The sequence below is a fragment of the Zooshikella sp. RANM57 genome (assembly GCF_050749885.1).
Taxonomy (GTDB): Bacteria; Pseudomonadota; Gammaproteobacteria; order Pseudomonadales; family Zooshikellaceae; genus Zooshikella.
Genome location: NZ_JBOIUB010000011.1, coordinates 42,580 through 66,948, shown reverse-complemented (window position 1 = coordinate 66,948; position 24,369 = coordinate 42,580). Strand labels below are relative to the sequence as shown.

Below are 24,369 nucleotides of genomic sequence, written 5' to 3'. Positions count from 1 at the left end.
CTTTTCTCCTGAGGGAAGTGATGAATGTTATATGTTAAGCACTTTGACTTTCATCAGCGTCATCGTCTGAGGACTTCTGTTTAGGTTGAACAATGGGGGACATACTATTATCAGGTAAGCTACGGATATGTAGATCCCGTTGAGGGAAAGCAATTTCGATATTATGTTCTTTAAACATTCGATCAATTGCTCTCAGCAGTTGATCAGAGGTAGGTAGTCGATCACGAAGCTCCTGAACATGTGCTCTTAGTTCGTGATCAAGTGTGCTATCACCAAATGAGGTGAAGAGCACTTGTGGTTCAGGGTCATGGAGAACTTTGGGGTGTTCATGAGCAGCTTTAAGTAAGAGCTCTTTGGTTTTTTCCAAGTCTGAACCATAGGCGACACCAACGTTGATGATGATGCGGGTAATGGGGCTACTTAAGCTCCAGTTGATCAGCCGATCGGTGACAAAAACTTTATTAGGGATAATGATTTCTTTATTGTCCCAGTCTGTGATTGTTGTTGCACGAATGCGAATACGGGAAACACTGCCATGTTGATCACCAATAGTAACGGTGTCACCAATACGTACTGGGCGTTCAAACAGAATAATTAAACCCGATACAAAGTTGGCAAAGATTTCTTGTAATCCAAAACCTAAGCCCACACTGAGCGCGGCTACTAACCACTGTAACTTACTCCATTCTAACCCCAGTGTGCTGAGGGCCATGACGGTCCCTACACCTGTTATAAAGTAACGAACAATTGTGGTTACTGCATATGAAGTACCTTGTCGTAGCTTCATCTTTGACAGTAAGGATATTTCCAGCAAACCGGGAAGGTTCTGGCTAAGAATTAATGAGACACCAAAGATAATAATGGATAGCAGCGCATCACTCAGGTTAAGTGGAATGAGTGTTTGTTTTCCATCGATCTCTGATTGGTATTCCCATAGGTTAATTGTGTCTAGGTATTCGAAAACAGGTAATAAGTTGGACCAAATAGCATAGAAAGCGATAACAAGCAGAGCCAACATTGTGGCATTAATTAATCGAATGGATTGGTTATTGATTGACTCCATATCGATAACAGGTTCTTCAAAGGTTTCTTGTGCTTGTTCAGGATCTCGGCTGGCGGCGCGTTTTTCTAATGCCCTTTGGAAAGCTAAACGTCGTGCAGCAACGTGTAGATTTCTGACAATCAATGCATGTATCAGTACCCATACTGAAACCAGATAGAAGCTATTGATAAAGTGATGTTGCAGTGTTAGTGCGGTGTAGAAATAGCCCAAAATTGTTAATACTACAAATACTAATGGGGTGACTATTATGCTGTAAGCAATTAAATAGTGAATTACCTTTGATTTGAAAAGATATAAAGGTGGTTGTAGTAATCGGAATAAGCCAAGACTTAAGAGCAACGCCGTGATCATAAAGGGAATTTGTCCAATCACTTCACGATCAAGTTCGACGAGTAGGTTAGAAGAAATGCGTGTAATAAAAGCCAATGGAATTAACGCTAAGGCGATTAATCGAATATTTTTATTGAGATGGGTTGTTAATTCTTCAGACCATTTAAAGTGAGTGAGACAGACACCGTTTGACTTGGTCATATAATGCATCATTGCCAGGGCAAAGGTGGCTACGGCTAATGATGAAAGCCCTTCACTGAGCACATGTACAATTAATTCCCTGCTCTCCACTTGTTTGAGAAATACGCTAATAAACATCAGGAACAGAGGAATAGGCAAGGCATGAAAGGCAGAAATAGCAATTCCCTTAGGACTCACCATTAGGTCATCCCGCTGTACCTTACCTACTTTATCTGTCAACCACAGTTGGTAGTCTTTAAGTGGACGATACCGAAGAACAGTGAAAACCAGTAATAATGTGAAAACGATAGCCAATGGCCAACGTTCAATAAGATTTAGTCTAAAAGCTTCCCAGGGGCTGCCTTGGATATCCCGAAACTCTATTTTTGCAATTTTAGGTAAGCTTTTAAACCATTTGCTATCAATGGGTTTATTACTGGCGATCCAAAACAGTTGTTTTTCTAATGATGCCGCAAGTTCATCTCGATTTTTCTTAAGTTCTTGCTGATTGATTTGTAATGTAATAGCAATACTGAGTAGTTTATTTTGTTCTGAAATAAGGTTATCCAACAATTTTTCACGAAGTTGAATAATTTTTTCCAACTCTGGTTTTAAAGTTTTAATAATCTTGAGGTCTTCACTAAGCGTTTTCTGTAGCTTTTCTTGTGAAGCTATTTTCTGGCTAAGTTCAGATGTTGGAGTGGGTTCTGTCGTTTCTTTTTCTTCAGCAACCTTAGTTGTGTCTTCTGGATTTTTAGGTTGTTCTTGCTCTGATTTAGCTTCCTGCTCTTTTTGCGTTTCTTGTTGTTTTTTTTCTTCCTCGGCTTGTTGTGCTTTAAGCTCTTCGAGTGTTTTATTCGTTTCTGATAATTTATTTTCTGCTTCTTGCACTGCTGTAACGTAAAGTTGCTCTATATAAGCTTTGCTTAACTTCTTCTTTTCCTCAGTATTTTGAAACTGGTCAAAACGTAGATTGGCTATGAGTTCAGGAAGATCGTTGTGCAACTGAATTTTTGGCAACGCTTGCTTTTGCTGACGAAGAAACTTACCTAAAACAGGTGAGTCACTTAAGATAGCTGTTTGTTGATCGATAGACTGACCAATTTGTTTAATAAACTGTAATTGCTGAGTAATGGCTGAGTTCTTACGATTTAGCTCTGTTAAGCTATCTGTCACTCGAAGCAGCGACTTACTTAGGTGTATATTGGTTTTTGCCTGTTCTTTTAAAATTGGGTGTGTATTTTCGGATGACTTAGTCGCTTCGGATGCAGAATCAAGCACCTTTTGAGTTTCTTCACGACGTTTAGTAATAACTAAATCATCAAGTACTTTGATTTCTTTTTGTAAAATTTTGGCCTGTTTAGTGAGTAACTCAGACTTGGCGTTAAGAAGGCCTAAGTATTCAGTACTATGGCGTTTTTTCAGACGCAGCACAGAGTTTTCTCTACGCATATGCTCTATTTGTGAAAAGATTAAATGTTCTCTTTCCTCTCCAAACTTTGGGGGTTTTTCGTTGCTTTGTAACTTGCGAAGTTCATCATTGAGGGCATCAGTTTTCTTTTGGTTGGCGGCCATTTCTGCCTGAGTTGTCTCCGGCAATTTTTGAGTGATTGTAATAAGATCACTGTTTCTATCCAGTTGGCTTTGTACATCAGATAGATCTGCTTGCTTTTCGCTTAGTATGTCCTCTAAACGGTCAAGGTTATGTTTTTCAAATCCTTTTCGTAGATCCGCTTTTTTGGGGATAGATAGCTTGCGAACATCCTGCTCTAATGATCTGATTTGCCTGGGAATATCAGCATATTCCTGGCGCAGGGTATGTAAGCGTTGCTTTTCCTGCTCAACTTGTTCAAGCTTTTGTAAAGTGTCTTGTAGAACGCCACGAAGTTCTTTTTGCTCATCTGAACTTAGTTTTTTTTGATCAACAGAGTCTATTGACTTTTTAATAAGTTCTTTGGATGGGAGCTTAATATCTGTTGTTGCAGCTTCTGCTATCGCCTGGGGGAAAGAATTTAAAACACAGAGGCTGAATAGCAAAAAAAGCCAAACTCTAAATGACACAAAAGTACATCGCTTAAGGTGGACGCTCATAATATATAAGGCTCTTTTTGTGTTTACGAAAACTGTCAAAATAAAAGAGTAGTATTGTAAACAAGTTATTGATGAACAATAGTCGACTAATACATTTTTGTTATTTTGATCGCACCTTATTTAGGTCTTGATAGTCTTGATTCGTGCCGATTAGGACGTTAATGCTGTTATTGAGTTGAATTAATACCTGCTTAACTTATGCAAACAATGTACTTACTCGATATTAGCTTTGCTTAAATAAACAAGCATAAGTAGTTAGCTATAAAGCGTCAGAGGTGGTTCTTGTAATGCAGCTAATTGTTCACGAAGCTCTAATATGTGTTCGGACCAATAACGAGCTGTATTAAACCAGGGAAATGCTTTGGGAAAAGCCGGATCGGTCCAGCGACGGGCTAGCCATGCACTATAATGCATGATTCGTAGAGTTCTTAATGGTTCTATCATTCTTAGTTCAGCTAGGTTAAAGCTGGAAAACTCTTCATAGCCAGATAGAATCTCATCGAGCTGTTGTATTTGTTGGTGGCGATCACCTGAAAGTAACATCCATAGGTCTTGTATACATGGACCTGCGCGACAATCATCAAAGTCAACAAAGTGGGGTAAGTCATCTCGCCAAAGAATATTCCCTGGGTGACAGTCGCCATGAATGCGTTGTATCTCAATGCCTTGCTTTGGCCATTGTTTTTCAAGTGACTCAAGTAGATCTCGTCCTAAAGTTTCGTAAGCTGTTTTCAGCTCATACGGCAAAAGGTCAGAGTTTAGGAGATATTGGTAACTTGCCTGTCCAAAACTGGCTATATCGATGGTGGGGCGGTGTGTAAAGGGTTTAATGCGTCCAACCTGATGAATACGGCCTAACATTCGACCTAGAATCACTAAATTGTCCATATTATCCAGTTCAGGCGCATGTCCTCCTTGTCGGGGAAATACGGCAAATGAAAACTGATTAAACGTGTGGAGGCTTTGTCCCTGAGTGTTTTGCCACGGGCAGACGACAGGTATTTCCAGTTCTTTAAGTTCAAACAAAAACTGATGTTCTTCAAGTATTTGATCGGTTGACCAGCGCTCTGGACGATAGAACTTCACAATGACCGGTGTCTGTTCTTCAATGCCGACTTGATACACTCGGTTTTCATAACTGTTTAGTGGGAAGATTCGACCATCACATAAGAAGCCTAATGACTCAACAGCATCAAGTACGCAGTCGGGCGTGAGTGTAGTATAAGGGTGGCTGTTGGTAGCAATGTCCTGAGTTTCATTATGCATAAGCTACCCCCTAAAAATTCACAGTTACTAATGCTATCAAAGTTTGCAGACTAAACTGTTTGATTCAGTAGAGCAATGCTTTTGACTTGTAAGAAGACAGGCATCCCACAGGCCAACTGCAGCTGGTCTTTAGACTTTTGGGTAATGCGAGAAAGTATGTGCTGTTCTCCACAGGCCACTTGCACAAGCACGCTATGACTGTTTAGTGGCGCGAGCTCAGTAATAGTGCCATGTAAAATATTCAGTATGCTGCTGCCCTCAGGGCGAGTCAGACTTAAGCTTACATCGCGCGCAGGTACTTGCAGCCGAACAGGGCAGCCGCAATTAAATGGCAGTCGCTCAACCAGTAGTGACTGTGGACTAATATCCAGCTGGGTTAATCCATAATGATCATCATGGTTAATGACGGTACCTACCAGTAGTGCACCAGCATCTGCGGGAGAGGATAAAAATTGATGGGCTTGTTGGCTTAATGAAAGCAGGTCGCCAGCAAGTTGGATCTGACCAGATGACATCACAATAAGCTCACGAGCGATACGATACAGCTCGTTGATTTCATGACTGACGTAAAGCCAGGGTATAGGCCAACGTTGGCTTAGTTGATAAAGCCAGGCAGTAATTTGTTGTTTACTTTGCTGGTCTACAGCAGAGAGTGGCTCATCCATGAGTAACACTGACTCAGTACTTAATAGTGCTCGACCAAGCGCAATTTTTTGCTTTTGTCCCCCTGATAGTTGATGAGGGTAAAGGCTTAGCAGAGGGGATAGACCCAGCTCATGAATGACTTCATCAATATCGGGAGAGCCTGTGCTGACATTTGATCGCCAACGTTGGCTGAATGTTAGGTTTGCCAAGCAGTCTAAATGAGGAAACAAGCGGGGTTGTTGGAAAACATAGCCTAAACCACGAAGGTGATTTTTAGTTAACACTTGCTGTTGATTATGCCAGTAACAGCTATTACAGAGCACTGAGCCATTCAGTGCGGGTTCGAGTCCAGCAATACAGTTTAGTAAAGTTGATTTGCCACTACCTGAAGGGCCGAAAATACCAGTGATACCACCTGACTGAAAAGTGTAGGACAGGTCAAGTGTGAAATTTTGCTGGTGATCCAGCTTAATATCTAACTGCAGCATGATATGTTATTTACATAAAAAATGATGTGTTAACTGACAGAGCTAAACTTTTTTTGGCGTTTTTTACCTTGTAAACCATAAACAAGCCAAAGCACGATCAGCGAGAAAAGCACTAAAACAGCAGCTAACCAGTGTGCCTGGATATAGTTAAGTGACTCAACATGATCAAAAAGTGCAATTGAAATTACCTGGGTTTTGCCAGGTATATTCCCCCCCAGCATAAGTACAACACCAAACTCGCCAATGGTATGGGCAAAGCATAAAGTTGCAGCAATGATAAAACTTCGCTTGGTGAGTGGAAAAATAACACGGGTGAATACATTCCAGGGAGAAGCACCTAGTGTGGTTGCTGCTTGAATTAAACCATGATCGACTTGATGAAAACCACTCTGTAAGGGCTGAACTGCAAAAGGTAGAGAATAAAAAATTGAGCCAATGACCAAACCACTAAAATTAAAAGCCAATGTTGAACCTGTGAGTTGTAACCATGCGCTTCCAACAGGACTATTGGGTGAAAAAAGGAGTAGAAGATAAAAGCCTAATACAGTGGGGGGTAAAATTAATGGCATGGCGACAAGCGCTTCAATAAGCGATCTGGCTTTGCTTTGAGTATGACTTAGCCACCAGGCAATGGGTGGAGCAAGCAGCATTAACAGTAGTGTGGTAATAAATGCTAGCTTAAGTGTAATGATAATAGCGGCGATATCTGTAGCACTAAACATAAATAAATTGATCAGCTTTATTCAGCTTTATAGAGCATTATGAGTAAAAAGCTATGCCGTATAAGTCACTGATGATGATTACCTGACGTCAACGGTTAGGGGTATTGGTATGTGAGGCTTAGCTTCATTCAGGTAAATCATAACCTGCTTGTTTGATTATTGCTTTGGCCTTTTTACTGCGAATGAAATTAAAAAACTGTTGAGTGGCTTCTGTTTCCTGGCTGCGTTTAAGTATGATGGCTTGCTGTTCTATAGGCTGATACCAAGCTTGTGGTATTTCCCATGTTTGCCCTTGTTTAATAAAAGGGAGTTGGGCTTTGGCAACAAAGCCAGCCGTTGCATTGCCCGTTTGAATAAATTGCAGGGTTTGTGCAATGTTGTGTCCCATCACTAAATTTGGGTATGGCCATAAATTGAGTTTTTGTAAAACTTGTTGAGCGGCTAAACCGTAAGGTGCTGTCTTAGGGTTGGCAATACTCAGTTGGGTGGTTTTTTGTAGAAGCTGTTTTACTGTCTTTGAATGAATTGAGCCAGCGAATTCTCTTGACCATAAAACAAGCTGACCATGAGCATAGGTGATACGAGAGTTAGGTAGTGAAAGACCTGCCTGTTCTAATAACTTAGGGCGAAGGCTATCGGCTGAAAAAAAAGCATCATAGGGTGCCCCTTGGCGGATTTGGGTAAATAAAACACCTGTCGCAGCACTACTGAGTACAACTTTTTGGTTTTTATTTTGCTGTTGATAATGCTCACTGAGTTGATTAAGTGTTGGCTTAAAATTACTGGCAACTGCAATGGTAATCACTTTTTTAGGAGGAAGTGATGCAAGTGAAAGCGCTGGGTAGCTTATTAAAAGCCAAAAAAACAAAAACGTTAAAAATGAAAAACGTAAATCAAGAAGCCCCTGAGAAAAATAACACAGCTGTTGCTTAGTTATTTTCAAACTTGAGAGATGTGCATTTTTCCTGCAGCACATAGCAGCATCCTTTTTTATAAAATCTAGATCAATTATGAGTGTGTTAATACTGCTGTAAGAAAAGGTCAAACATAGAGCAGAATGTATTGAGTTCAAACTCTTGTGCAGCGAGCTTATCAGCTGGCAGGGGTTCTTGCTAGGCTCCAAACATCAATCCGTTTAACTCTGGCTGAGTTGAGTGTTTCAACCAGGGCATTAATGGTCGCCCCTGTCGTAATGACATCATCAACAATCACGATATGTGGTGAGACAGTGTGTGTGCTTGTAAATGCGTGCTGTAAATTTTTTGACCGTTGTTTGGCATTAAGACCTTCTTGAGGCTTAGTCTCAATCACGCGCTTACAACTTTGGGTATTGATAGGGATATTAAGGTACTTACTTAGTTGCTTACTAATGAGTGCTGCTTGATTAAATCCTCGGCTAGCAAGACGTTTAGGATGCATGGGAACAGGAATAATTTGCTCAGGAAGAGCGTCGTCCAAATACTGCTGTTTGATTTTTTCAGCAAGCAACTGACTAAGCGTTTCGCCAATACCCAACTGCTGATTATATTTAAACTGAAGGATAAGTTTATCCACAGGAAACTGATAGCTAAAACCACAGACTGTTCGGTTTATGATTGTTGGCCTTGCTATGCAGTGACCACAGCGCTCAGTATTTGGTGAGTAAATAGGTAAGCCACAGCTTTGGCAGGCGACGTTGAAGCTTGGTAGACTTTTCTGACAAGGACTACATATACGACATTCAAATGAAGTTGTTACCCCACATAATAAACAGGGAATTGGCATTAATTGATTAATAATTGATCGAGTGTAAACCTTCATAGTCTTTTCTGGTTGACAGGGGGCGGTACCAATTTACCATTCACTGCAAAAGTAATGGACCACAATGAGCAGCAATGAGGACTGTTTCACTCATTGTAATGACCTGAGCCATCCACCTTTAAAGCCGTGAAGACCTGACTATGACTGTGACTGAAAGTAAAGATATTCGCCATGATTGGGCTTATGACGAAGTAAAAGCGCTTTTTGAGCAACCTTTTAATGATTTGCTCTTTACAGCACAAACTGTTCACCGCAAATATTTCAACCCAAACCAGGTTCAAACCAGTACGCTGCTTTCTATTAAAACAGGGGCTTGTCCAGAAGACTGTAAATACTGTCCACAGAGTGGACACTATAATACGGGGCTGGAAAAGCAGAAGCTTATGGAAGTCGAGGCTGTGTTAGCTAAAGCTAAAGATGCTAAAGCGACGGGTGCAACGCGTTTTTGTATGGGCGCAGCCTGGAAGCATCCCAGTAAAAAAGACATGCCCTATGTGCTAGAAATGGTTAAAGGTGTAAAAGCACTAGGGTTAGAAACCTGTATGACACTTGGTATGCTTGATAACGAGCAAGCTAGCTCATTAGCAGAAGCAGGTTTGGATTATTACAACCACAATCTGGACACTTCACCTGAGTTTTATGGAAATATCATTACCACTCGAACCTATCAAGATCGGCTTAATACCTTAGCCAGCGTACGAGAGGCTGGGATAAAAGTATGCTCTGGCGGCATTATTGGTATGGGTGAGGGACAGCAGGATCGGCTAGGACTATTAATTCAGTTAGCAAACATGCCTCAGCAGCCAGAAAGCGTGCCAATTAACATGCTTGTCAAAGTGGATGGCACTCCTCTGGATGATGTTGAGGATGTCGATCCTATTGAGTTTATTAGGATAATTGCGCTGGCACGCATCATGATGCCCATGTCTTATGTGCGCCTTTCTGCTGGGCGGGAAAATATGAGCAAAGAGATGCAAGCGTTAGCTTTTTTTGCAGGTGCAAACTCTATTTTTTATGGAGAGTGTTTGCTGACAACACCCAACCCAGAAAAAAACAAAGACTTACAGCTTTTTAAATCTCTCGGAATAACACCTGAGCAACACATTGGTCAGTCTGATACTGATCAGGCACAGCAACTCCAGCAAGCGATTGAGCAACATCAGGACCAAGCACTGTTTTACGATGCGACTGTAACTTCATGAGTATGAGGCTAGATGAAGTTTTACAGCAACGCCTTGCAGAGCGTGAGCGTCAGCATTTATTACGCCAACGTCAACAAATCACTGGGCCACAACAACCTACTGTCATTAACCAAAAGCAAGTAATGGTTAATTTTTGTAGTAATGATTATCTAGGCTTAGCAAACCACCCTGCCGTAATTCGTTCATTTCAACAAGCCGCAAAAAGCCATGGTGTGGGGAGTGGTGCATCACACTTAGTGTGTGGTCATCATCAACTTCATAACCAATTAGAAGAGGCGCTTGCTGAGTTTACTGGATATGAAAGGGTATTACTGTTTTCATCCGGTTATATGGCTAATCTTGGCGTGATTAATGCTTTATCAACAAAAGGCGATTATATTTTCCAGGATAAGCTGAATCACGCATCGTTGATTGATGGAGGATTAATCAGTCAGGCTCGTTTTCAACGTTACGCTCATGCCGATGTCAAACAGTTGGAACGACGACTTCAGCAGTGCTCTTCTCAGCAGCAAAGATTGGTAGTCACAGATGGCGTATTTAGCATGGATGGTGATATAGCGCCCTTACCAGGATTGGTGAACTTGGTAGAAAGTTATAATGCCTGGTTGATGGTTGATGATGCTCACGGTTTTGGTGTCTTAGGAGAGCATGGTAAAGGAATTATTCAGCACTTTGGCTTGAGTCCTGAACAAGTGCCCATATTAGTAGGAACACTCGGTAAAGCCTTTGGAACGTATGGTGCTTTTGTTGCAGGTTCTAATACGTTGATTGAAGCATTGATTCAATTTGCACGAACCTACATTTACACCACCGCTTTACCACCAGCGTTAGCGGCAGCATCGTTAACCAGTTTGAAATTGCTACAAGAAGAAAGTTGGCGGCGAACACATTTACAGCAGTTAATCACCTTTTTCCGCCATGAAGTAAGCCAGCAGGGGTGGCAGTTGTTGCCGTCATGTACTCCCATACAACCTGTATTGGTGGGTGATGCTGATCAATCTGTACAGATAAGTCATGAGTTGCAGAAGCGTGGATTTTGGGTAACAGCAATTCGTTCACCGACTGTACCCAAAGGAACGGCTAGGCTACGAATAACCTTTTCTGCACAACATACAATGGATCAGGTTGAACAGCTTGTTGATGCTTTAGCAAACATAAAAGGCTTGCAGGAACCTTTATGAGTAAAGTGAATACTTCTCCTATTATGCTACTGGGGGGTTGGGGGATGCCTCAACGTGTGTTAAACCCATTGGCTGAAGTCTTAACCCACTTAGGCTATTCCGTTAGTTGTCATAGCCTGTCAGGCTTGGAGAATGATTTTACTGACTCTTGGGACTGGCAAACTTTGCAAAGTCATCTTGCATTACTGTTGCCTGATCAGCCCTGTACATTAATTGGTTGGTCGTTTGGTGGTGCGTTGGCGAGTGGTTTAGCCGCCAAATACCCACAGCGGGTTTCGCAACTGATAACATTGGCGAGTAATCCATGTTTTGTCGCAAGAGCTGACTGGCCAGGAATGGACCCTGAGGTTTTTGGGATGTTTTTAGAAGGGATTGAAGACGATTTTTCAGCAACTTTTCAACGCTTCCTGCGTCTTAATTGTCTGGGTAGCGATCAACTACGTGCGTTGCTACGTGGCTTATCAGCTCAAGCAAAAGGTAGACCAGACAAACATGAGATTTATATCAGCTCTTTACGACTTTTGGGCGACTCTGATGCCAGAAGTTTTCTGCAAAAAGTATCCTGTTCAGCGCTGCACATATTTGCAAAGCGCGATTCACTGGTTCCACACCGAGTAAGCAGTCATGTGCAGGATAGGTTTCCTCATCACCAGGTTGAAACATTAGATGGTTGTCACCTTATATTTTGGGATCAGCCTGAGTATGTTGCATCCCTGATTCATACCTTTCTAAATTCCCAACAATCCTAACTTTAGCTTAGTGGTATTTGAGTGATTCTTGTTGATAAAGAGAAAGTCGCCCGTTCGTTCAGTCGTGCAGCACAACAGTATGATAGTGTTGCTAAGTTGCAACGGTTGGTTGGGAATCGATTAATGTCGTTTCTCCCCACGCATATGGAGCCAAGAGCAATGCTCGATTTGGGGTGTGGCACTGGCTATTTTACAACGAAGCTTGCACGTGCTTATGAGACGAGCCATGTGTTGGCGTGTGATATTGCGATGGGAATGTTGAAGTTTGCCCGTCAACGTTATCAAAAGTTAGGTGCAACCTGGGTAAGTGGTGATGCTGAGCAGCTCCCTATTCGAAGTCAATCATTAGACCTGGTTTTTTCCAGCCTGGCGATCCAGTGGTGTAGTAGTCCTGCAGTGGTATTTAAAGAGATAAGTCGGGTGTTAAGGCCTGGAGGGTATTTTGTATTCACAACACTGGGAGCAGGTACGCTGAGTGAATTAAGGGAAGCTTGGTCACAAGTTGATAGTTATAACCATGTCAATCATTACCCTGGTGTTCTTGCTCATGAAAAAGCCATTCATCAGAGTGGATTAGAGCAGCTAATGCTCGAACGCCAGCCTTGTACCATGCATTATCAAGAATTGTCACAGCTAACACGTGAGTTGAAAAGTCTGGGTGCAAATACAGTCCTAGAGGCACCTTCAAGTGGTTTGACAACATTTAGACGTTTAAGGCGTTTGCGGCAAGCCTATGAACGGTATCGTGATGAAGAAGGAAACTTACCAGCGACTTATCAGGTTATATACGGTGTTCTTAAGAAAAAGTAGTAGAAGTATTGGGGCGTTATGTCAGTTTTTTTTATTGCAGGTACAGACACTGAAGTAGGTAAAACATTCATTAGTTGTGCTTTACTTGAGCGAGCTGGCTTTGACGGTCTTGCCACTGCAGCAATCAAACCGATTGCTGCAGGTTGCCAGTTGACAGCAGAGGGTTGGCAAAATGAAGATGCCATTCTATTAAAGCAATGTATGAATGAACCTCGTAGCTACCCTGAGGTAAACCCTATTGCACTTCAATCCGCGATTGCGCCGCATATTGCCGCATTAGAAGAGAAGATATCCCTCACTGCAAATGACATTGCCAGTATGTGCCAGCGTCTCATTAAACCTTCTACTGATCTTACGCTTATTGAAGGTGCAGGGGGGTGGCGTGTTCCACTCAATGACAGTGAAACGCTGGCAGATGTGGTTAAGCTCTTGAATATTCCGGTCATACTAGTGGTAGGGATGAAACTTGGCTGTTTGAATCATGCCTTGCTGACAGCAGAAGCTATTCAGTCAGATTGCTTAAGGTTGGCTGGTTGGGTTGCCAATACTATTGACCCTGATATGTCTCGCTTTCAAGAAAATGTAGATACCTTAAAAAGGATACTCAATACACCTTGTCTGGGTGTTGTTCCTTATTTGGGGGCGTCCAAAGCAATACAGTCATCCCATCCTACAACAGCAATATCTGCTCCCCTAACCATGCTTGCTGCACAATACCTGTCATTGACTGGGATTGTTTAAGTCTGTTTCAGTAGACATTAAAAAAGCAGGTGAGGGTTATTAATTCAATTAGTAATGACTGATCGCTTTTTATGTAGAATCAGTTTTTTGAATGTGAAGTGTGTCATGTTTTAATAGGGTTGTAGCTATATCTAAATGATAGAGCGTTTTATGAGTCGGTATTTTTTGAACTTATAAAAGGGTAGTAAGATGGAGGTTAATAATTCACTACTTTATACAGGCCTATCAGGGATGAACCGAGGACGGTCGACAGTGGCTGAAGCAGCACAGGATATTGCTTCAGGAACGGCTGTTAGTGAAGGTAGTGGTGATCTAGCAACATCCATTGTTGAGCTTAAAGAAGGTCAGCATTTGTTTGAAGCTTCAGCAAAAGTGGTTAATGTAGCGGATGAAATGCTAGGAACACTGCTTGATATAACGGCCTGAGCTTTAACTCATTACTGACTTGTCAGGGAGTTTAAGCATGCAGGTAAACAATAGCTTTTCGATAAACAACATAACTCCACCTGTCATTGCACCCGTGAAGACAGCAGAGAGTATCGAAAAGGAAAGAGTACAAACTTCTGTTTTCTTGCCTGTAGAAGAACTTAATTCTACTGCTCCCCGAACTGCGACCCAAAATCAGCCCAATGTAGCAGAGCAACAATCCCTGGATCGAGATCAAGCCCTTCAAGCTAGAAACTTGCGAGTTAATCAAGATCAACAGCAAGACCAGCCAAACTCTCAGGATACTTCTCAACAAGAGCAGCAGCAGGAACAGCAAGAAATTCAACAGTTAGCCCAGCGTGACCAGGAAGTTAAAGCGCATGAGCAAGCTCATCAGGCTGTAGGAGGCCAGTTTGCGGGCGCAGCACAATTTCAGTTCATTAGAGGACCTAACGGAGTGCCTTATGCTGTTTCTGGAGAAGTATCGATTGATATTTCGCCCGTACCTGGCAGCCCTGAAGCAACGATTGCTAAAGCTCAGCAAATCCGCCGAGCCGCTTTAGCCCCTGCTGAACCTTCAGCGCAGGATAGAATTGTAGCGGCCAAAGCCTCACAGTTGGAACTTCAGGCAAGACAAGCGCTTGCTTCAACCCAGGAAAAGCAGCTCACAACAAACCAAGAGCAGAGAAGCACTTTAGTAAAAGAAGAAAATAAGGAGAAGGAAGAAGATAAAAAAGAAGAGAGTGATGATGACGCAAATAGGGCACAGCTTGCGGAAAGAAATCGGCGAAATTTATCCGTCTATGAGCAATTTATTGAGCTTGGCTTAATTAAGAGTCAAGTGGATAAGGGAATCGATTTATCTACCTGATTAAGGTTGTTTATTGTACATAAAAAATTTTTGTGTTTTGTAACATGATTATGGCTAATTCTGTTTAAGTCTCTTTATAAAACGCTTTTTTATCCCCTCTCTAATCCTCGTTTGAAAAAGCTAAGTTATTTTATATAAGTTTTTTCTAAAGCAATTTGACGCTATGACATTTCATTCGAACGACAGTTTGAAAGTGTAGCTAAACTGTTTATGAGTACACCAGGAAATATGAGCTGCCTAAACTTGACAACTGAAACCAGCCAACGTATGTTTCAAACAACTGTTTTATTATTTTAAATGTACGATTTTCAACCAGTTAAAGCCTCCTGAGCATATAGTTTGTTGCAATAATCAGGACAGACAAAGCAGCACATCAATTTGTAAAAACAAATAAAAACAAGAAGTAAACCAGAGTGAGGGGTTAGCACTATGCCAGAATTTAAAGCACCTTTGCGCGATATTCGCTTCGTTAGAGATGAAGTGTTGAATTATCCAGAGCATTACGCAACGATGCCAGGGTGTGAAGAAGCAACACCTGATATGGTCAATGCCATCTTAGAAGAAGGGGCAAAGTTTTGTGAGCAAGTTCTAGCCCCCTTAAATCTTACTGGAGATGAAGAAGGTTGTAAGTGGTCTACGGATGGCGTAACTACGCCTTCTGGATTCAAAGAAGCCTATAAGCAATATGTAGAAGGTGGTTGGCCTTCATTAGCTCATGAGCCAGAGTATGGTGGTCAAGGTTTACCAGAGTCCTTGGGTCTGGTTCTGAGTGAAATGGTCGGTGAGGCTAATTGGTCATGGGGCATGTATCCTGGCTTAAGCCATGGAGCAATGAATACGCTTTCTGCACATGGTACAGAAGACCAAAAGCAAGTGTATTTGACTAAGCTGATTTCTGGCGAGTGGACAGGAACCATGTGCCTAACTGAGCCTCACTGTGGTTCAGATCTTGGTTTACTTCGTTGTAAAGCGGATCCTAATGCCGACGGCTCCTATCGTATTTCTGGTACCAAAATATTTATTTCAGCGGGTGAGCATGATTTAGCCGATAATATTGTTCATATCGTTCTTGCACGTTTACCTGATGCACCTGCCGGTACCAAAGGCATTTCATTGTTTATCGTGCCTAAGTGGTTACCTAATGGACAAGGTGAGCCAGGTGAGCGTAATGCAGTGCAATGTGGCTCTTTAGAACACAAAATGGGTATTCATGGAAACTCAACCTGTGTTATGAATTTTGATGAAGCTACTGGTTATCTGATTGGTCCTGCGAATAAAGGTTTAAACTGCATGTTTACCTTTATGAATACTGCTCGTTTGGGAACAGGTCTACAAGGTTTGGCGCATACTGAAGTAGCATTTCAGGGTGCTTTAACTTATGCCAAAGACCGTCTGCAAATGCGTTCTTTATCTGGTCCTAAAGCACCTGATAAACCTGCTGATCCCATCATCGTTCACCCTGACATTCGTCGTATGATTATGACGATTAAATCATTTGCGGAAGGTAATCGAGCACTTGCTTATTATGCCGCGAAATTAGTTGATATTGCTAAGCTTTCACCTGATACAGAAGCACGAAATGACGCAGAGCAGCTGCTTTCTTTTATCACCCCTATAGCGAAAGCGTTTATGACAGAAGTTGGTTTTGAAGCGGCTAACTTAGGTCTTCAAGTTTATGGTGGTCATGGCTATATCCGTGAATGGGGCATGGAACAAAATGTTCGTGATTGTCGAATTGCCTTGTTATATGAAGGAACAACCGGTATTCAGGCGCTGGACCTGCTTGGACGTAAAGTGCTGATGACTCAAGGTGAAGCTTTGAAGCGTTTTACTAAAGTTGTCCATAAATTCTGTCAAGCTAATACAGATGTAGAAGCTTTACAGGAATTTGTTGAGCCCTTGGCCGAACTTAATAAGGAGTGGGGGGATATCACTCTGAAAGTAGGTATGGCGGCGATGCAAAACCGGGATGAAGTAGGGGCGGCAGCCGTTGATTATTTAATGTATTCAGGTTACGCCTGTTTGGCTTATTTCTGGGCGGATATGGCAAGAGTGGCTTTGGAAAAGTTAAACGCTGGAACCACAGAAGAAAGTTATTACACCGCCAAAGTCAAAACAGCACGTTTTTACTTTAAGCGGATTTTGCCTCGTACCCAAATGCACAAAGCAGCCTTATTGTCAGGTGCGGATAACTTAATGGAAATGGCTGAAGATGAGTTTGGTGTAGAGTAAATTTTCGATTTATAGGCTATAAATTCAAAGTGAAGTGTATTGTTTCTGGTTTGGTAATTTTCATACAGCTCCTTTACCTGGCCCGCTTTAAGCGGGCTTTTTTTTATAGGTATCCTTTTATTTGGTTTCATCCAAAATCATAAAGCCTAAGAATGTCGCACTTAGAGCAATGATGATGACCATTGGCAACAGAGGACAGTTAATAATAAAGAAAGAGGCAATGAGCCAGATAACTGAAACGAGCTGCTTTTTGATTACTTGGCTTTTATAGAGACGCTGACAAACAAAGTCATGCTGCTCAGTTTGGCTTTCAAGTAGAATATTAAAGCTGTGAATGACAATAAGAAGCCATAAATGCATAAGATTTAATTTTTGCTATTTTTTCTGTAAATTAACAGTTAAAAATAATTCATAAATCTTGGTTTTACAAAGAATGTCAGGGAATAATGGTGAACGGAATTAATCGTTAATCTGATAACGATAAAGCAAGCGGGTGGTTCTGAATTAAGATTTTGAAAAAAATATTGATGTCGGGAGCTCTTGCTTGACAAGCTCCCGACAAGGTTAGCGATTAGTTAATATCAATTTCTACTGAGCGCGAAGTGGGTTTTTCCATTTTGGGTAAATGTAAGTTGAGCATACCATCAGTAAACTCAGCACGAATAGCATTTGTGTCAGTATCTTCTGGAAGGTGAAAGCTGCGAGCAAAACTGCCATAAAAACGTTCAACACGGTGATGTTTACGGTTTTTATCCTCTGACTCGTATCTTCTCTCACCTTGAATTGTTAATACACCTTCTTCGACAGCGACTTTAACGTCTTCTTTTTTGATTTCAGGTAACTCTGCTTTAATAAGGTATTCTTCAGCGGTTTCACTAATATCAACCGCAGGTGACCAATCATTCACTTTCATTGCTTCTCGGCCACCGGGACTTTGGGTCGATTTACCTGATAGACGTTGATATCGATCCAGAAGAGTTTCAAGTTCACTGAAGGGATTCCACGGAACCATACTCATGTTTTATTCCTCCATGAAATAACGTAACGGTATGATTATTGTTGAGTATTGACTCTGTTTCGTAAACGATACTGTATTGGAAAATTGTTAAAAGTATATTGATAAATATCATGCAAATTTTTACCGATATAGCAGGGGGGCGTAGATGGTTTCTCGTAAGGTATTCGAGCTATTAATAATACTTAATAGTCATATTGTGACAGATACAATAAAAATGTTTATAAGGTATGATAGTTATAAAGTGAGATATTAGTATTTAAAGGATTGTTAGTTGTGTGGGATTAGAGTTTTTCTCTAATTATTATTTGATGTTAAGCATCAATAAAACACTACATAAAATGTATAGTGGTTCATATTCAGGTGAACCGTAGAAGCCTACATAAAAAATATTCAATTATAAACTTTGCTGAGGTGCCATCATGGCTGAATATAATGCACCCTTAAATGATATTCGTTTTTTGCTAAATGATGTCTTTAAATGTCAGGAGAAGTGGCATTCTTGGCCTGCGTTAAAGGAGCAGGTTGATAGTGATATTGCTGAAGCCATTTTGGAAGAAGGCAATAAGATAGCGGGTGGATTACTGGCTCCACTTAACCAGTCTGGTGATAGCCAAGGTGTAGCCTGGCAAGATGGTCAGGTTGTAACACCAAAAGGTTTTAAAGAAGCATATCAAACCATTGCTGAAGGAGGGTGGTTAGGCATTACTGGTAATCCTGAATTTGGTGGAATGGGAATGCCAAAGATGTTGTCTGTCCATTTTGAGGAAATGCTTTATGGGGCAAATAACTCACTCGCTTTATATTTGGTGTTAACCGTCGGTGCTTGTTTAGCCATAGACTCACATGCAGATAATAAGCTTAAACAACAGTTTTTACCCAAGATGTATTCAGGTGAGTGGGCGGGTTCAATGTGCCTAACTGAGGCACATGCTGGTTCTGACCTGGGTATTATTCGAACTAAAGCTGAGCCTAATGCGGATGGAACGTACTCGATTACAGGGAGCAAAATATTTATTACAGGTGGCGAGCATGACCTGACCGAAAATATCATTCATTTAGTGTTAGCAAAACTACCTGATGCCCCTGAAGGTTCAAGAGGCATATCAATGTTTATTGTTCCCAAAATTTGGGTGAATGAAGATGGTTCGCTAGGTGAGTTTAACCAGGTTAATTGTGGTTCTGTTGAACATAAAATGGGCATTAAGGCTTCTGCCACTTGTGTCCTTAACTTTGATGACTCTCGTGGATTTCTGGTGGGTGAAGCAAACAAAGGCTTAATGTACATGTTCACCATGATGAACTATGAGCGGCTATCAATTGGTATTCAAGGTATTGGTTGTGCTGAAGCGTCCTATCAAATTGCTGCAAACTACGCTAAAGATCGATTACAAGGGCGATCTCCTGAAGGTGTAAAATATGCAGATAAATATGCTGATCCATTGTTAGTTCATCCTGATGTACGACGAATGTTGCTTAACATGAAGGCTTTGACTGAAGGTGCGCGGATCTTTTCGACGTATGTTGCCTTACAGTTAGACACCGCAAAATATAGCCAGGATAAAACAGAGCAGAAAAAAGCAAAAGATTTTGTTGCATTAATGACGCCTGTGGCGAAAGCATTTTTTACGGATATGGGATTAGATGCGTGTGTTTTAGGTCAGCAAGTACTTGGTGGTCATGGTTATATCTCAGAGTGGGGACAGGAGCAGCTTGTTCGAGATGTGCGTATAGCACAAATATATGAAGGCACAAATGGAATACAAGCACTTGATCTTGTTGCGCGGAAAGTCGTTGCTAATGGTGGTCAGTATGTTGATGAGTTTATTGCTGAAATTAGAGATCTCATTGAACAACAGCAGACTGATGTCATGCATGAGTTTTTGCAGCCTTTGCAAAATGCAATAGTTACACTTGAAAAAGTAACGGCTTGGGTGATAGATAAGGCAAAAAATAACCCAAATGAAATTGGTGCCGCTTCCGTTGAGTATTTACACCTGTTTGGGTATGTAGCCCTTGCGTATATGTGGCTAAAAGTGGTGGCTGTTATCACTCAAAAGTCTGATCAGGATAACGCTTTTTATGATGCCAAGCTGAAGACCGCACGTTACTATTTTAACCGTCTACTGCCACGTATTTACGGGCTTGAGCAATGTATTATGGCAGGAAGTGAAGATTTATTTTCACTTGAAGAAAAGCAGTTTTAAACGCTGCCCTTCGCGAATAAATGGTAGAGTTTGTTGTTAGCGTTCTTCATTATACGTATATAACAAACTGCCTCATTGATGATAGCGACAAGTACTTTGTACCTTCGCTATCATCAAATTCATACACTTTTTTATCTAATAGGCTAACAAGACCAATCAAGCCAAGAACAGGTATCATCCTCTGTTTCAGGCGTTGTTGTATCCTCATCCATTATAGATTTGACTTTTTTAACGGCAGCACCCGCATCTATGATTCCAGCACCACAGTCATACTTTTTACAAAGCGGTGCATTAGCAGAGAATGGCTTTGCTGTTTCTTTCAAAATTTGCTTGGTTTCTGCAGGGGTTAATTTTGGATTAACTGAATACATTAATGCAGCCAAACCCGCGACATGAGGCGCAGCCATACTGGTACCCTGGTAGAAAGCATAGCCGCCTTCAATCGTAGATAAAATGCCATTATACGTTTGTTGTTGTACATGACCATTAATAACGATACGTGTTTCTCCCCCTGGTGCAGCAACATCAACTGACTGTCCATAGTTTGAATAATATGACATATCACCTTTTCGGTTTGTTGCAGCAATGGAAATAACACCTTTGCAGTTTGCTGGCGTGTATTGACTTGCGTCGTCAGCACTATTTCCTGCTGCGACAATAACCGATGTGCCTTGAGAGATAGCATCATTAATAGCGTTTTGATACGTTCTGCTGCAAGCATGTTTGCCGCCTAAGCTCATATTAATGACATGAGCTGGGTATTGGTTATCAGGTACATCTAGCACATTTAAACCTGCAGCCCAGCGGATACCATCAGCAATATCTGACGTATAACCGCCACATTTACCTAACACTCTTATTGGTAAAATACTGGATTTCCAAGCTATGCCAACAATACCTTGTTGATTATTTCCTGAGGCTGCGATGATGCCCGCGACATGGGTACCATGCCATGAACTTGGTTGGTCTTTTGCTGGCACAGGATTGCCTTGGCTATTACGTCCACATTCACCTGCATTGATCGCATCCCCTGTATCTAATGGGTTATCATCTCGGCCATCTCCATCATTAGCAGTCCATGCATCTGAGATAAAGTCATAGCCAGGTAAAATTCGCTTAGTTTCAATATCAGGGTGTTTAACTAATCCTGTGTCTATAATGGCGACGGTGGTTTTTGAGTTGCCTTTGGTTATGTTCCAGGCTTCAGGAAGGTTAATTCCTCCTTGAGTGTCATAGTAATTCCATTGTTCGCTGTAACGTGCATCATTAGGTGTTTCCTGCTTCGTCAGTATGTAGTCTGGTTCTGCATACTCAATCCGACTATCGTTACTGATTTGGTTGGCAAGTGCTTCAACTGTATCGATATCAAGTGTTTCACCCAGGCTATAGACTTGAGCGCCATTTGATGTGTGTCGTAAAGGTTTTGCCTGAAAACCCCTGAGCATAGATAGTGCAGACTCTATCTGAACTTTGTTGGTTACGGCAGGTGACGTATTTTTTTTATTGTTTTTTGGGGTTTTAAATTTGATGATTATACGGTTAGTTGATGCTGTAATATTTTCCGCCATCAGGGAAGGAGTGACTTTTTTCGCGTAAGAAGAAAAGGGTGTGTTGGCAATAGTTGGGTTTACTGTACTGGACAGTACAACAATAGATATAATCCCAAGCGGTGGAAAAATATTTTTTTTTATCATGTCATCGGCACTCCATGCTGATTAATTGGCTGAATTTCCTTGGTATGCTTTAATGTAAACTAAACTGGCCTAAAGCCAGATTTAGTTTTACCCACAAAAACTAGCCGAGTTTTCCTTACTCTTAATCCAAATAAATGAATTTAGACTCGTTAGTGTGAGAGTCCATTTTTATTATTAATACATGCTGAGTTTGATTTTGGCTGTTACTGCATAATACGTAGAATCGTTAGTTTCAATATGTTCTGGTAACGATGCTTTTACTGAAAAAGGTATGCATAATACATTTTTTTGCATTATGGGTACTTCTAAAAATAGTGATTTTTTTTGTGAGAGCAAGGAAGCACTGCACGGAGGATCGCAGTGTATAAGAAATACATGAGGATCCGAGTATAGCGCTGACACAGCTTCCACTGAAAAAGTGCATTTTTAGAGGAGCCCTTATGTATTAAATGTTTGTCAGAAATACATATATGTCAAACTTTAACGAAATATGAGTAGTTTAACTTCATAGTGAAACCCTGTTATAAGGGTGCATTATTAGTACAGTATGATGACACTATGAGTTGTAGGTATAAAAACTATTCTATTTACACGGCTAAATTATCTGAAGCATGGAATCGCTGTTAATATTGGAGGCTTTTGATAAAGCCTCCGATTTATACATTAATAGTATTTTGCTTTCTTTACAGCTTCACCTGCATCAATGATACCTGTACCACAAGTGTCTTCTGTACAAATATTGTTACAACCACGTGTATAGCATCCTGGAAATTCACGTGCAGTTGATTTCAGAATTCGCTCTACTGCACTAGGCGATAAATCAGGATTAATTGCATATAACAGTGCAGCCGTGCCTGCTACATGAGGTGCAGCCATGCTGGTGCCTTGATAATAATCATAGTTATCTTCACCTGGTTCAGAGTCGCCAGCATTTAATGTCGATAAAATGCCACCTGTTTTTGACATCCATGAGGTTTCACCACCTGGAGCAGCAACGTCTACTACTGAGCCGTAATTGGAGTAATTGGCACGGAATCCTTTTTTGTTAGTAGCCGCTACAGTAACAACTCCATCACAGCTAGCAGGGGTGTAGTCTCTAGCGTTATCATCGCTGTTTCCTGCGGCGACAACAATAGTTGTTCCTCTAGCGCGTATGGCGCTGATTGCATTTTGATATGTTCTACTGCACTTAGAGTAACCGCCAAGACTTAAATTAATGACTTGAGCAGGATGCGTGTTGCGAGGGACGTCATCAACATCAATACCTGCTGCCCACATCATGCCATCGGTAATATCAGAGGTATAACCACCACATTTTCCTAATACCCGAACTGGAAGTACCTTTGCATTCCAGGCAACACCGGAAACGCCAAATGAGTTATTACCAACAGCGGCTATTGTTCCAGCAACATGCGTTCCGTGCCATGAACTGCTTTGATCATAAGATGGATAGGGGTTACCATTACCATCAGTGCCACACTCTCCTGCTTTAATGGCATCGCCAGTATCATATGCATTGCTGTCACGTCCATTATCATCGTTTGCAGCCCAGGCATCAGAAATGAAATCATAGCCTTGTAGTAGATTTTCTTTTAAGTCTCCATGAGGGCGAACACCTGTATCGATAACGGCGACAACAACTGACTCACCAGAAGGCATTTTACCCGTTGTCATATCCCATGCTTCTTCAGCATTTATACCACCTTTAGTGTCAAAATAAGCCCACTGCTGATTGTACATTGGATCATCTGGAGTATTTAATGCGGTCATTATGTAGTCAGGTTCTGCATACTCAACGTCACTTGTCGTATTAGCAAGTTGCTCCGTAAACTCGTTTACTTTGGATACATCAATAAGTTCTCCCAAGTTATAAACCTGTGCACCAGAAACAGTTTTATGAAGCGGTTTAAAACCCATTCTTAGCATTTGCGCGTGAGTACTACTCGAATTATTACTGCTGCTGGAAGAGGCAGATTCATTCTTTTTAAACTTTATGATTATACGGTCAGTTTTTTGAGTGCTTGAAATGTTAGTTGCAGCATAAGTGTTAGTCAGGCTTAAAGCTATGGTGGCTGCAGAAAAAAGACTTAACAGTCTCGACGATGGCATAGATACACTCCCTGTTTAAGGATTCTTACTAAAAATAATTGTTATTTAAGTTGTAGCGTGGGTTATTTTGGCGATTGAGTAAGAGGTGATAAACATACAATTTGTACGTGCTGTTTCACCTGAAAATACTTATAGGCACCCTTATTTATTACTGCGTAAGCTACTGATATAAACAAAAGTTTTTGCATATTAGCACTTTTGTTATGCTAGTAATCTGTATACACCCGATACATCCTATATGTTCTACATAGCGAATACAAAATGTGTATACCTTTACTTCTGGCTCACTGCTAGCTTTTTGTTTGTTTTTTTATCCCACACTAAAAATATATTATATTTTTGCTTTGTATGGCAATACAAAATTATAAAATGCATAAGTCTTGCCATATATATTTAGCAAAAAAACGTTTAAAAACAATAGGATATTTTTTTGTAAGAGAACGCCTATTAAAAAAAGAGCAATTTGTTGGTGCAGGGTGCGCTAATTTGCAGCATTTAGAATGGGTATTAATTTAGATAGACCTTTATTGAGTATAAAGAAGTACGC

General features: G+C 41.1%; 19 protein-coding genes. 9 read left to right on the top strand and 10 right to left on the bottom strand.

Translation table 11 applies throughout. The annotated features are described in order from the left end of the window. Positions 1-34: 34 nt before the first annotated feature. The 6 genes from ACQ96U_RS20325 to ACQ96U_RS20300 all read right to left on the bottom strand — a co-directional run bounded on the left by ACQ96U_RS20325 (position 35) and on the right by ACQ96U_RS20300 (position 8,585). Entirely contained in the window at positions 35-3,634 is a 3,600-nt protein-coding gene (locus ACQ96U_RS20325) for a mechanosensitive ion channel domain-containing protein (protein ID WP_431723100.1), read from the bottom strand. A gap of 285 nt (positions 3,635-3,919) precedes the next feature. Next, a complete protein-coding gene (locus tag ACQ96U_RS20320; RefSeq protein ID WP_431723099.1) occupies positions 3,920-4,930 on the bottom strand; it encodes a serine/threonine protein kinase in 1,011 nt (336 codons plus the stop codon). Between the two features lie 50 nt (positions 4,931-4,980). Beyond that, positions 4,981-6,063: a molybdenum ABC transporter ATP-binding protein gene (gene modC / locus ACQ96U_RS20315; RefSeq protein WP_431723098.1), complete on the bottom strand. Its 1,083-nt coding sequence runs from the start codon at positions 6,061-6,063 to the stop codon at positions 4,981-4,983. Between the two features lie 29 nt (positions 6,064-6,092). Continuing rightward, positions 6,093-6,785: a molybdate ABC transporter permease subunit gene (modB, locus tag ACQ96U_RS20310; RefSeq protein ID WP_431723097.1), complete on the bottom strand. Its 693-nt coding sequence runs from the start codon at positions 6,783-6,785 to the stop codon at positions 6,093-6,095. Positions 6,786-6,909: 124 nt separating this feature from the next. Further along, positions 6,910-7,761: a molybdate ABC transporter substrate-binding protein gene (modA, locus tag ACQ96U_RS20305; RefSeq protein WP_431723096.1), complete on the bottom strand. Its 852-nt coding sequence runs from the start codon at positions 7,759-7,761 to the stop codon at positions 6,910-6,912. A 116-nt stretch (positions 7,762-7,877) separates the two neighbouring features. After that, positions 7,878-8,585, bottom strand: a complete 708-nt coding sequence (locus ACQ96U_RS20300) for a ComF family protein (protein ID WP_431723095.1) — start codon at positions 8,583-8,585, stop codon at positions 7,878-7,880. A gap of 140 nt (positions 8,586-8,725) precedes the next feature. Here ACQ96U_RS20300 and bioB point away from each other — a divergent pair, with 140 nt between their 5' ends. The 8 genes from bioB (at position 8,726) to ACQ96U_RS20260 (ending at position 16,797) form a co-directional block, all read left to right on the top strand. Continuing rightward, positions 8,726-9,787 (top strand): biotin synthase BioB, encoded by a 1,062-nt coding sequence (gene bioB / locus ACQ96U_RS20295; protein ID WP_431723094.1) that lies wholly within the window; start codon positions 8,726-8,728, stop codon positions 9,785-9,787. Next, on the top strand, positions 9,784-10,968 hold the full coding sequence (bioF, locus tag ACQ96U_RS20290; protein ID WP_431723093.1) for an 8-amino-7-oxononanoate synthase: 1,185 nt from the start codon (positions 9,784-9,786) through the stop codon (positions 10,966-10,968). The genes bioB and bioF overlap by 4 nt, the downstream gene beginning before the upstream one ends. Next, positions 10,965-11,717: an alpha/beta fold hydrolase gene (locus ACQ96U_RS20285; protein ID WP_431723092.1), complete on the top strand. Its 753-nt coding sequence runs from the start codon at positions 10,965-10,967 to the stop codon at positions 11,715-11,717. The genes bioF and ACQ96U_RS20285 overlap by 4 nt, the downstream gene beginning before the upstream one ends. A 21-nt stretch (positions 11,718-11,738) precedes the next feature. Then, positions 11,739-12,527 carry a malonyl-ACP O-methyltransferase BioC gene (gene bioC, locus ACQ96U_RS20280; protein WP_431723091.1) on the top strand — a complete coding sequence of 263 codons (789 nt, stop codon included), beginning with the start codon at positions 11,739-11,741 and terminating at the stop codon, positions 12,525-12,527. Between the two features lie 18 nt (positions 12,528-12,545). Beyond that, on the top strand, positions 12,546-13,268 hold the full coding sequence (gene bioD / locus ACQ96U_RS20275) for a dethiobiotin synthase (protein WP_431723090.1): 723 nt from the start codon (positions 12,546-12,548) through the stop codon (positions 13,266-13,268). A gap of 189 nt (positions 13,269-13,457) precedes the next feature. Then, positions 13,458-13,694, top strand: a complete 237-nt coding sequence (locus ACQ96U_RS20270; protein ID WP_431723089.1) for a flagellar basal body rod C-terminal domain-containing protein — start codon at positions 13,458-13,460, stop codon at positions 13,692-13,694. Positions 13,695-13,731: 37 nt separating this feature from the next. Next, entirely contained in the window at positions 13,732-14,565 is an 834-nt protein-coding gene (locus ACQ96U_RS20265) for a putative metalloprotease CJM1_0395 family protein (protein WP_431723088.1), read from the top strand. A 429-nt stretch (positions 14,566-14,994) separates the two neighbouring features. After that, the gene (locus ACQ96U_RS20260; protein WP_431723087.1) at positions 14,995-16,797 is read left to right on the top strand and encodes an acyl-CoA dehydrogenase C-terminal domain-containing protein; all 1,803 of its coding nucleotides are present in this window, start codon (positions 14,995-14,997) and stop codon (positions 16,795-16,797) included. A gap of 117 nt (positions 16,798-16,914) precedes the next feature. Here the strand turns inward: ACQ96U_RS20260 and ACQ96U_RS20255 are convergent, their stop codons facing one another. Both ACQ96U_RS20255 and ACQ96U_RS20250 read right to left on the bottom strand, forming a co-directional pair. Beyond that, a complete protein-coding gene (locus tag ACQ96U_RS20255) occupies positions 16,915-17,157 on the bottom strand; it encodes a hypothetical protein (protein ID WP_431723086.1) in 243 nt (80 codons plus the stop codon). 211 nt (positions 17,158-17,368) lie between these two features. Further along, positions 17,369-17,815: an Hsp20/alpha crystallin family protein gene (locus ACQ96U_RS20250; RefSeq protein WP_431723085.1), complete on the bottom strand. Its 447-nt coding sequence runs from the start codon at positions 17,813-17,815 to the stop codon at positions 17,369-17,371. Positions 17,816-18,234: 419 nt separating this feature from the next. On the opposite strand from ACQ96U_RS20250, the gene ACQ96U_RS20245 reads away from it, so the two are divergent. Continuing rightward, the gene (locus ACQ96U_RS20245; RefSeq protein WP_431723084.1) at positions 18,235-20,019 is read left to right on the top strand and encodes an acyl-CoA dehydrogenase C-terminal domain-containing protein; all 1,785 of its coding nucleotides are present in this window, start codon (positions 18,235-18,237) and stop codon (positions 20,017-20,019) included. Positions 20,020-20,162: 143 nt separating this feature from the next. On the opposite strand, the gene ACQ96U_RS20240 is transcribed toward ACQ96U_RS20245, so the two are convergent. Together ACQ96U_RS20240 and ACQ96U_RS20235 are read right to left on the bottom strand one after the other, a co-directional pair. Further along, positions 20,163-21,713 carry a S8 family peptidase gene (locus ACQ96U_RS20240; RefSeq protein ID WP_431723083.1) on the bottom strand — a complete coding sequence of 517 codons (1,551 nt, stop codon included), beginning with the start codon at positions 21,711-21,713 and terminating at the stop codon, positions 20,163-20,165. A gap of 663 nt (positions 21,714-22,376) precedes the next feature. Next, on the bottom strand, positions 22,377-23,822 hold the full coding sequence (locus tag ACQ96U_RS20235) for a S8 family peptidase (protein ID WP_431723082.1): 1,446 nt from the start codon (positions 23,820-23,822) through the stop codon (positions 22,377-22,379). Positions 23,823-24,369 lie beyond the last annotated feature (547 nt).

Coding starts and splice junctions, on each gene's coding strand:
- ACQ96U_RS20320 (WP_431723099.1), bottom strand. CDS start 4,930: ATGCATAATGAAACTCAGGACATTGCTACCAACAGCCACCCTTATACT.
- modC (WP_431723098.1), bottom strand. CDS start 6,063: ATGCTGCAGTTAGATATTAAGCTGGATCACCAGCAAAATTTCACACTT.
- modB (WP_431723097.1), bottom strand. CDS start 6,785: ATGTTTAGTGCTACAGATATCGCCGCTATTATCATTACACTTAAGCTA.
- modA (WP_431723096.1), bottom strand. CDS start 7,761: ATGTGCTGCAGGAAAAATGCACATCTCTCAAGTTTGAAAATAACTAAG.
- ACQ96U_RS20300 (WP_431723095.1), bottom strand. CDS start 8,585: ATGAAGGTTTACACTCGATCAATTATTAATCAATTAATGCCAATTCCC.
- bioB (WP_431723094.1), top strand. CDS start 8,726: ATGACTGTGACTGAAAGTAAAGATATTCGCCATGATTGGGCTTATGAC.
- bioF (WP_431723093.1), top strand. CDS start 9,784: ATGAGTATGAGGCTAGATGAAGTTTTACAGCAACGCCTTGCAGAGCGT.
- ACQ96U_RS20285 (WP_431723092.1), top strand. CDS start 10,965: ATGAGTAAAGTGAATACTTCTCCTATTATGCTACTGGGGGGTTGGGGG.
- bioD (WP_431723090.1), top strand. CDS start 12,546: ATGTCAGTTTTTTTTATTGCAGGTACAGACACTGAAGTAGGTAAAACA.
- ACQ96U_RS20270 (WP_431723089.1), top strand. CDS start 13,458: ATGGAGGTTAATAATTCACTACTTTATACAGGCCTATCAGGGATGAAC.
- ACQ96U_RS20265 (WP_431723088.1), top strand. CDS start 13,732: ATGCAGGTAAACAATAGCTTTTCGATAAACAACATAACTCCACCTGTC.
- ACQ96U_RS20260 (WP_431723087.1), top strand. CDS start 14,995: ATGCCAGAATTTAAAGCACCTTTGCGCGATATTCGCTTCGTTAGAGAT.
- ACQ96U_RS20255 (WP_431723086.1), bottom strand. CDS start 17,157: ATGCATTTATGGCTTCTTATTGTCATTCACAGCTTTAATATTCTACTT.
- ACQ96U_RS20250 (WP_431723085.1), bottom strand. CDS start 17,815: ATGAGTATGGTTCCGTGGAATCCCTTCAGTGAACTTGAAACTCTTCTG.
- ACQ96U_RS20245 (WP_431723084.1), top strand. CDS start 18,235: ATGGCTGAATATAATGCACCCTTAAATGATATTCGTTTTTTGCTAAAT.
- ACQ96U_RS20240 (WP_431723083.1), bottom strand. CDS start 21,713: ATGATAAAAAAAAATATTTTTCCACCGCTTGGGATTATATCTATTGTT.
- ACQ96U_RS20235 (WP_431723082.1), bottom strand. CDS start 23,822: ATGCCATCGTCGAGACTGTTAAGTCTTTTTTCTGCAGCCACCATAGCT.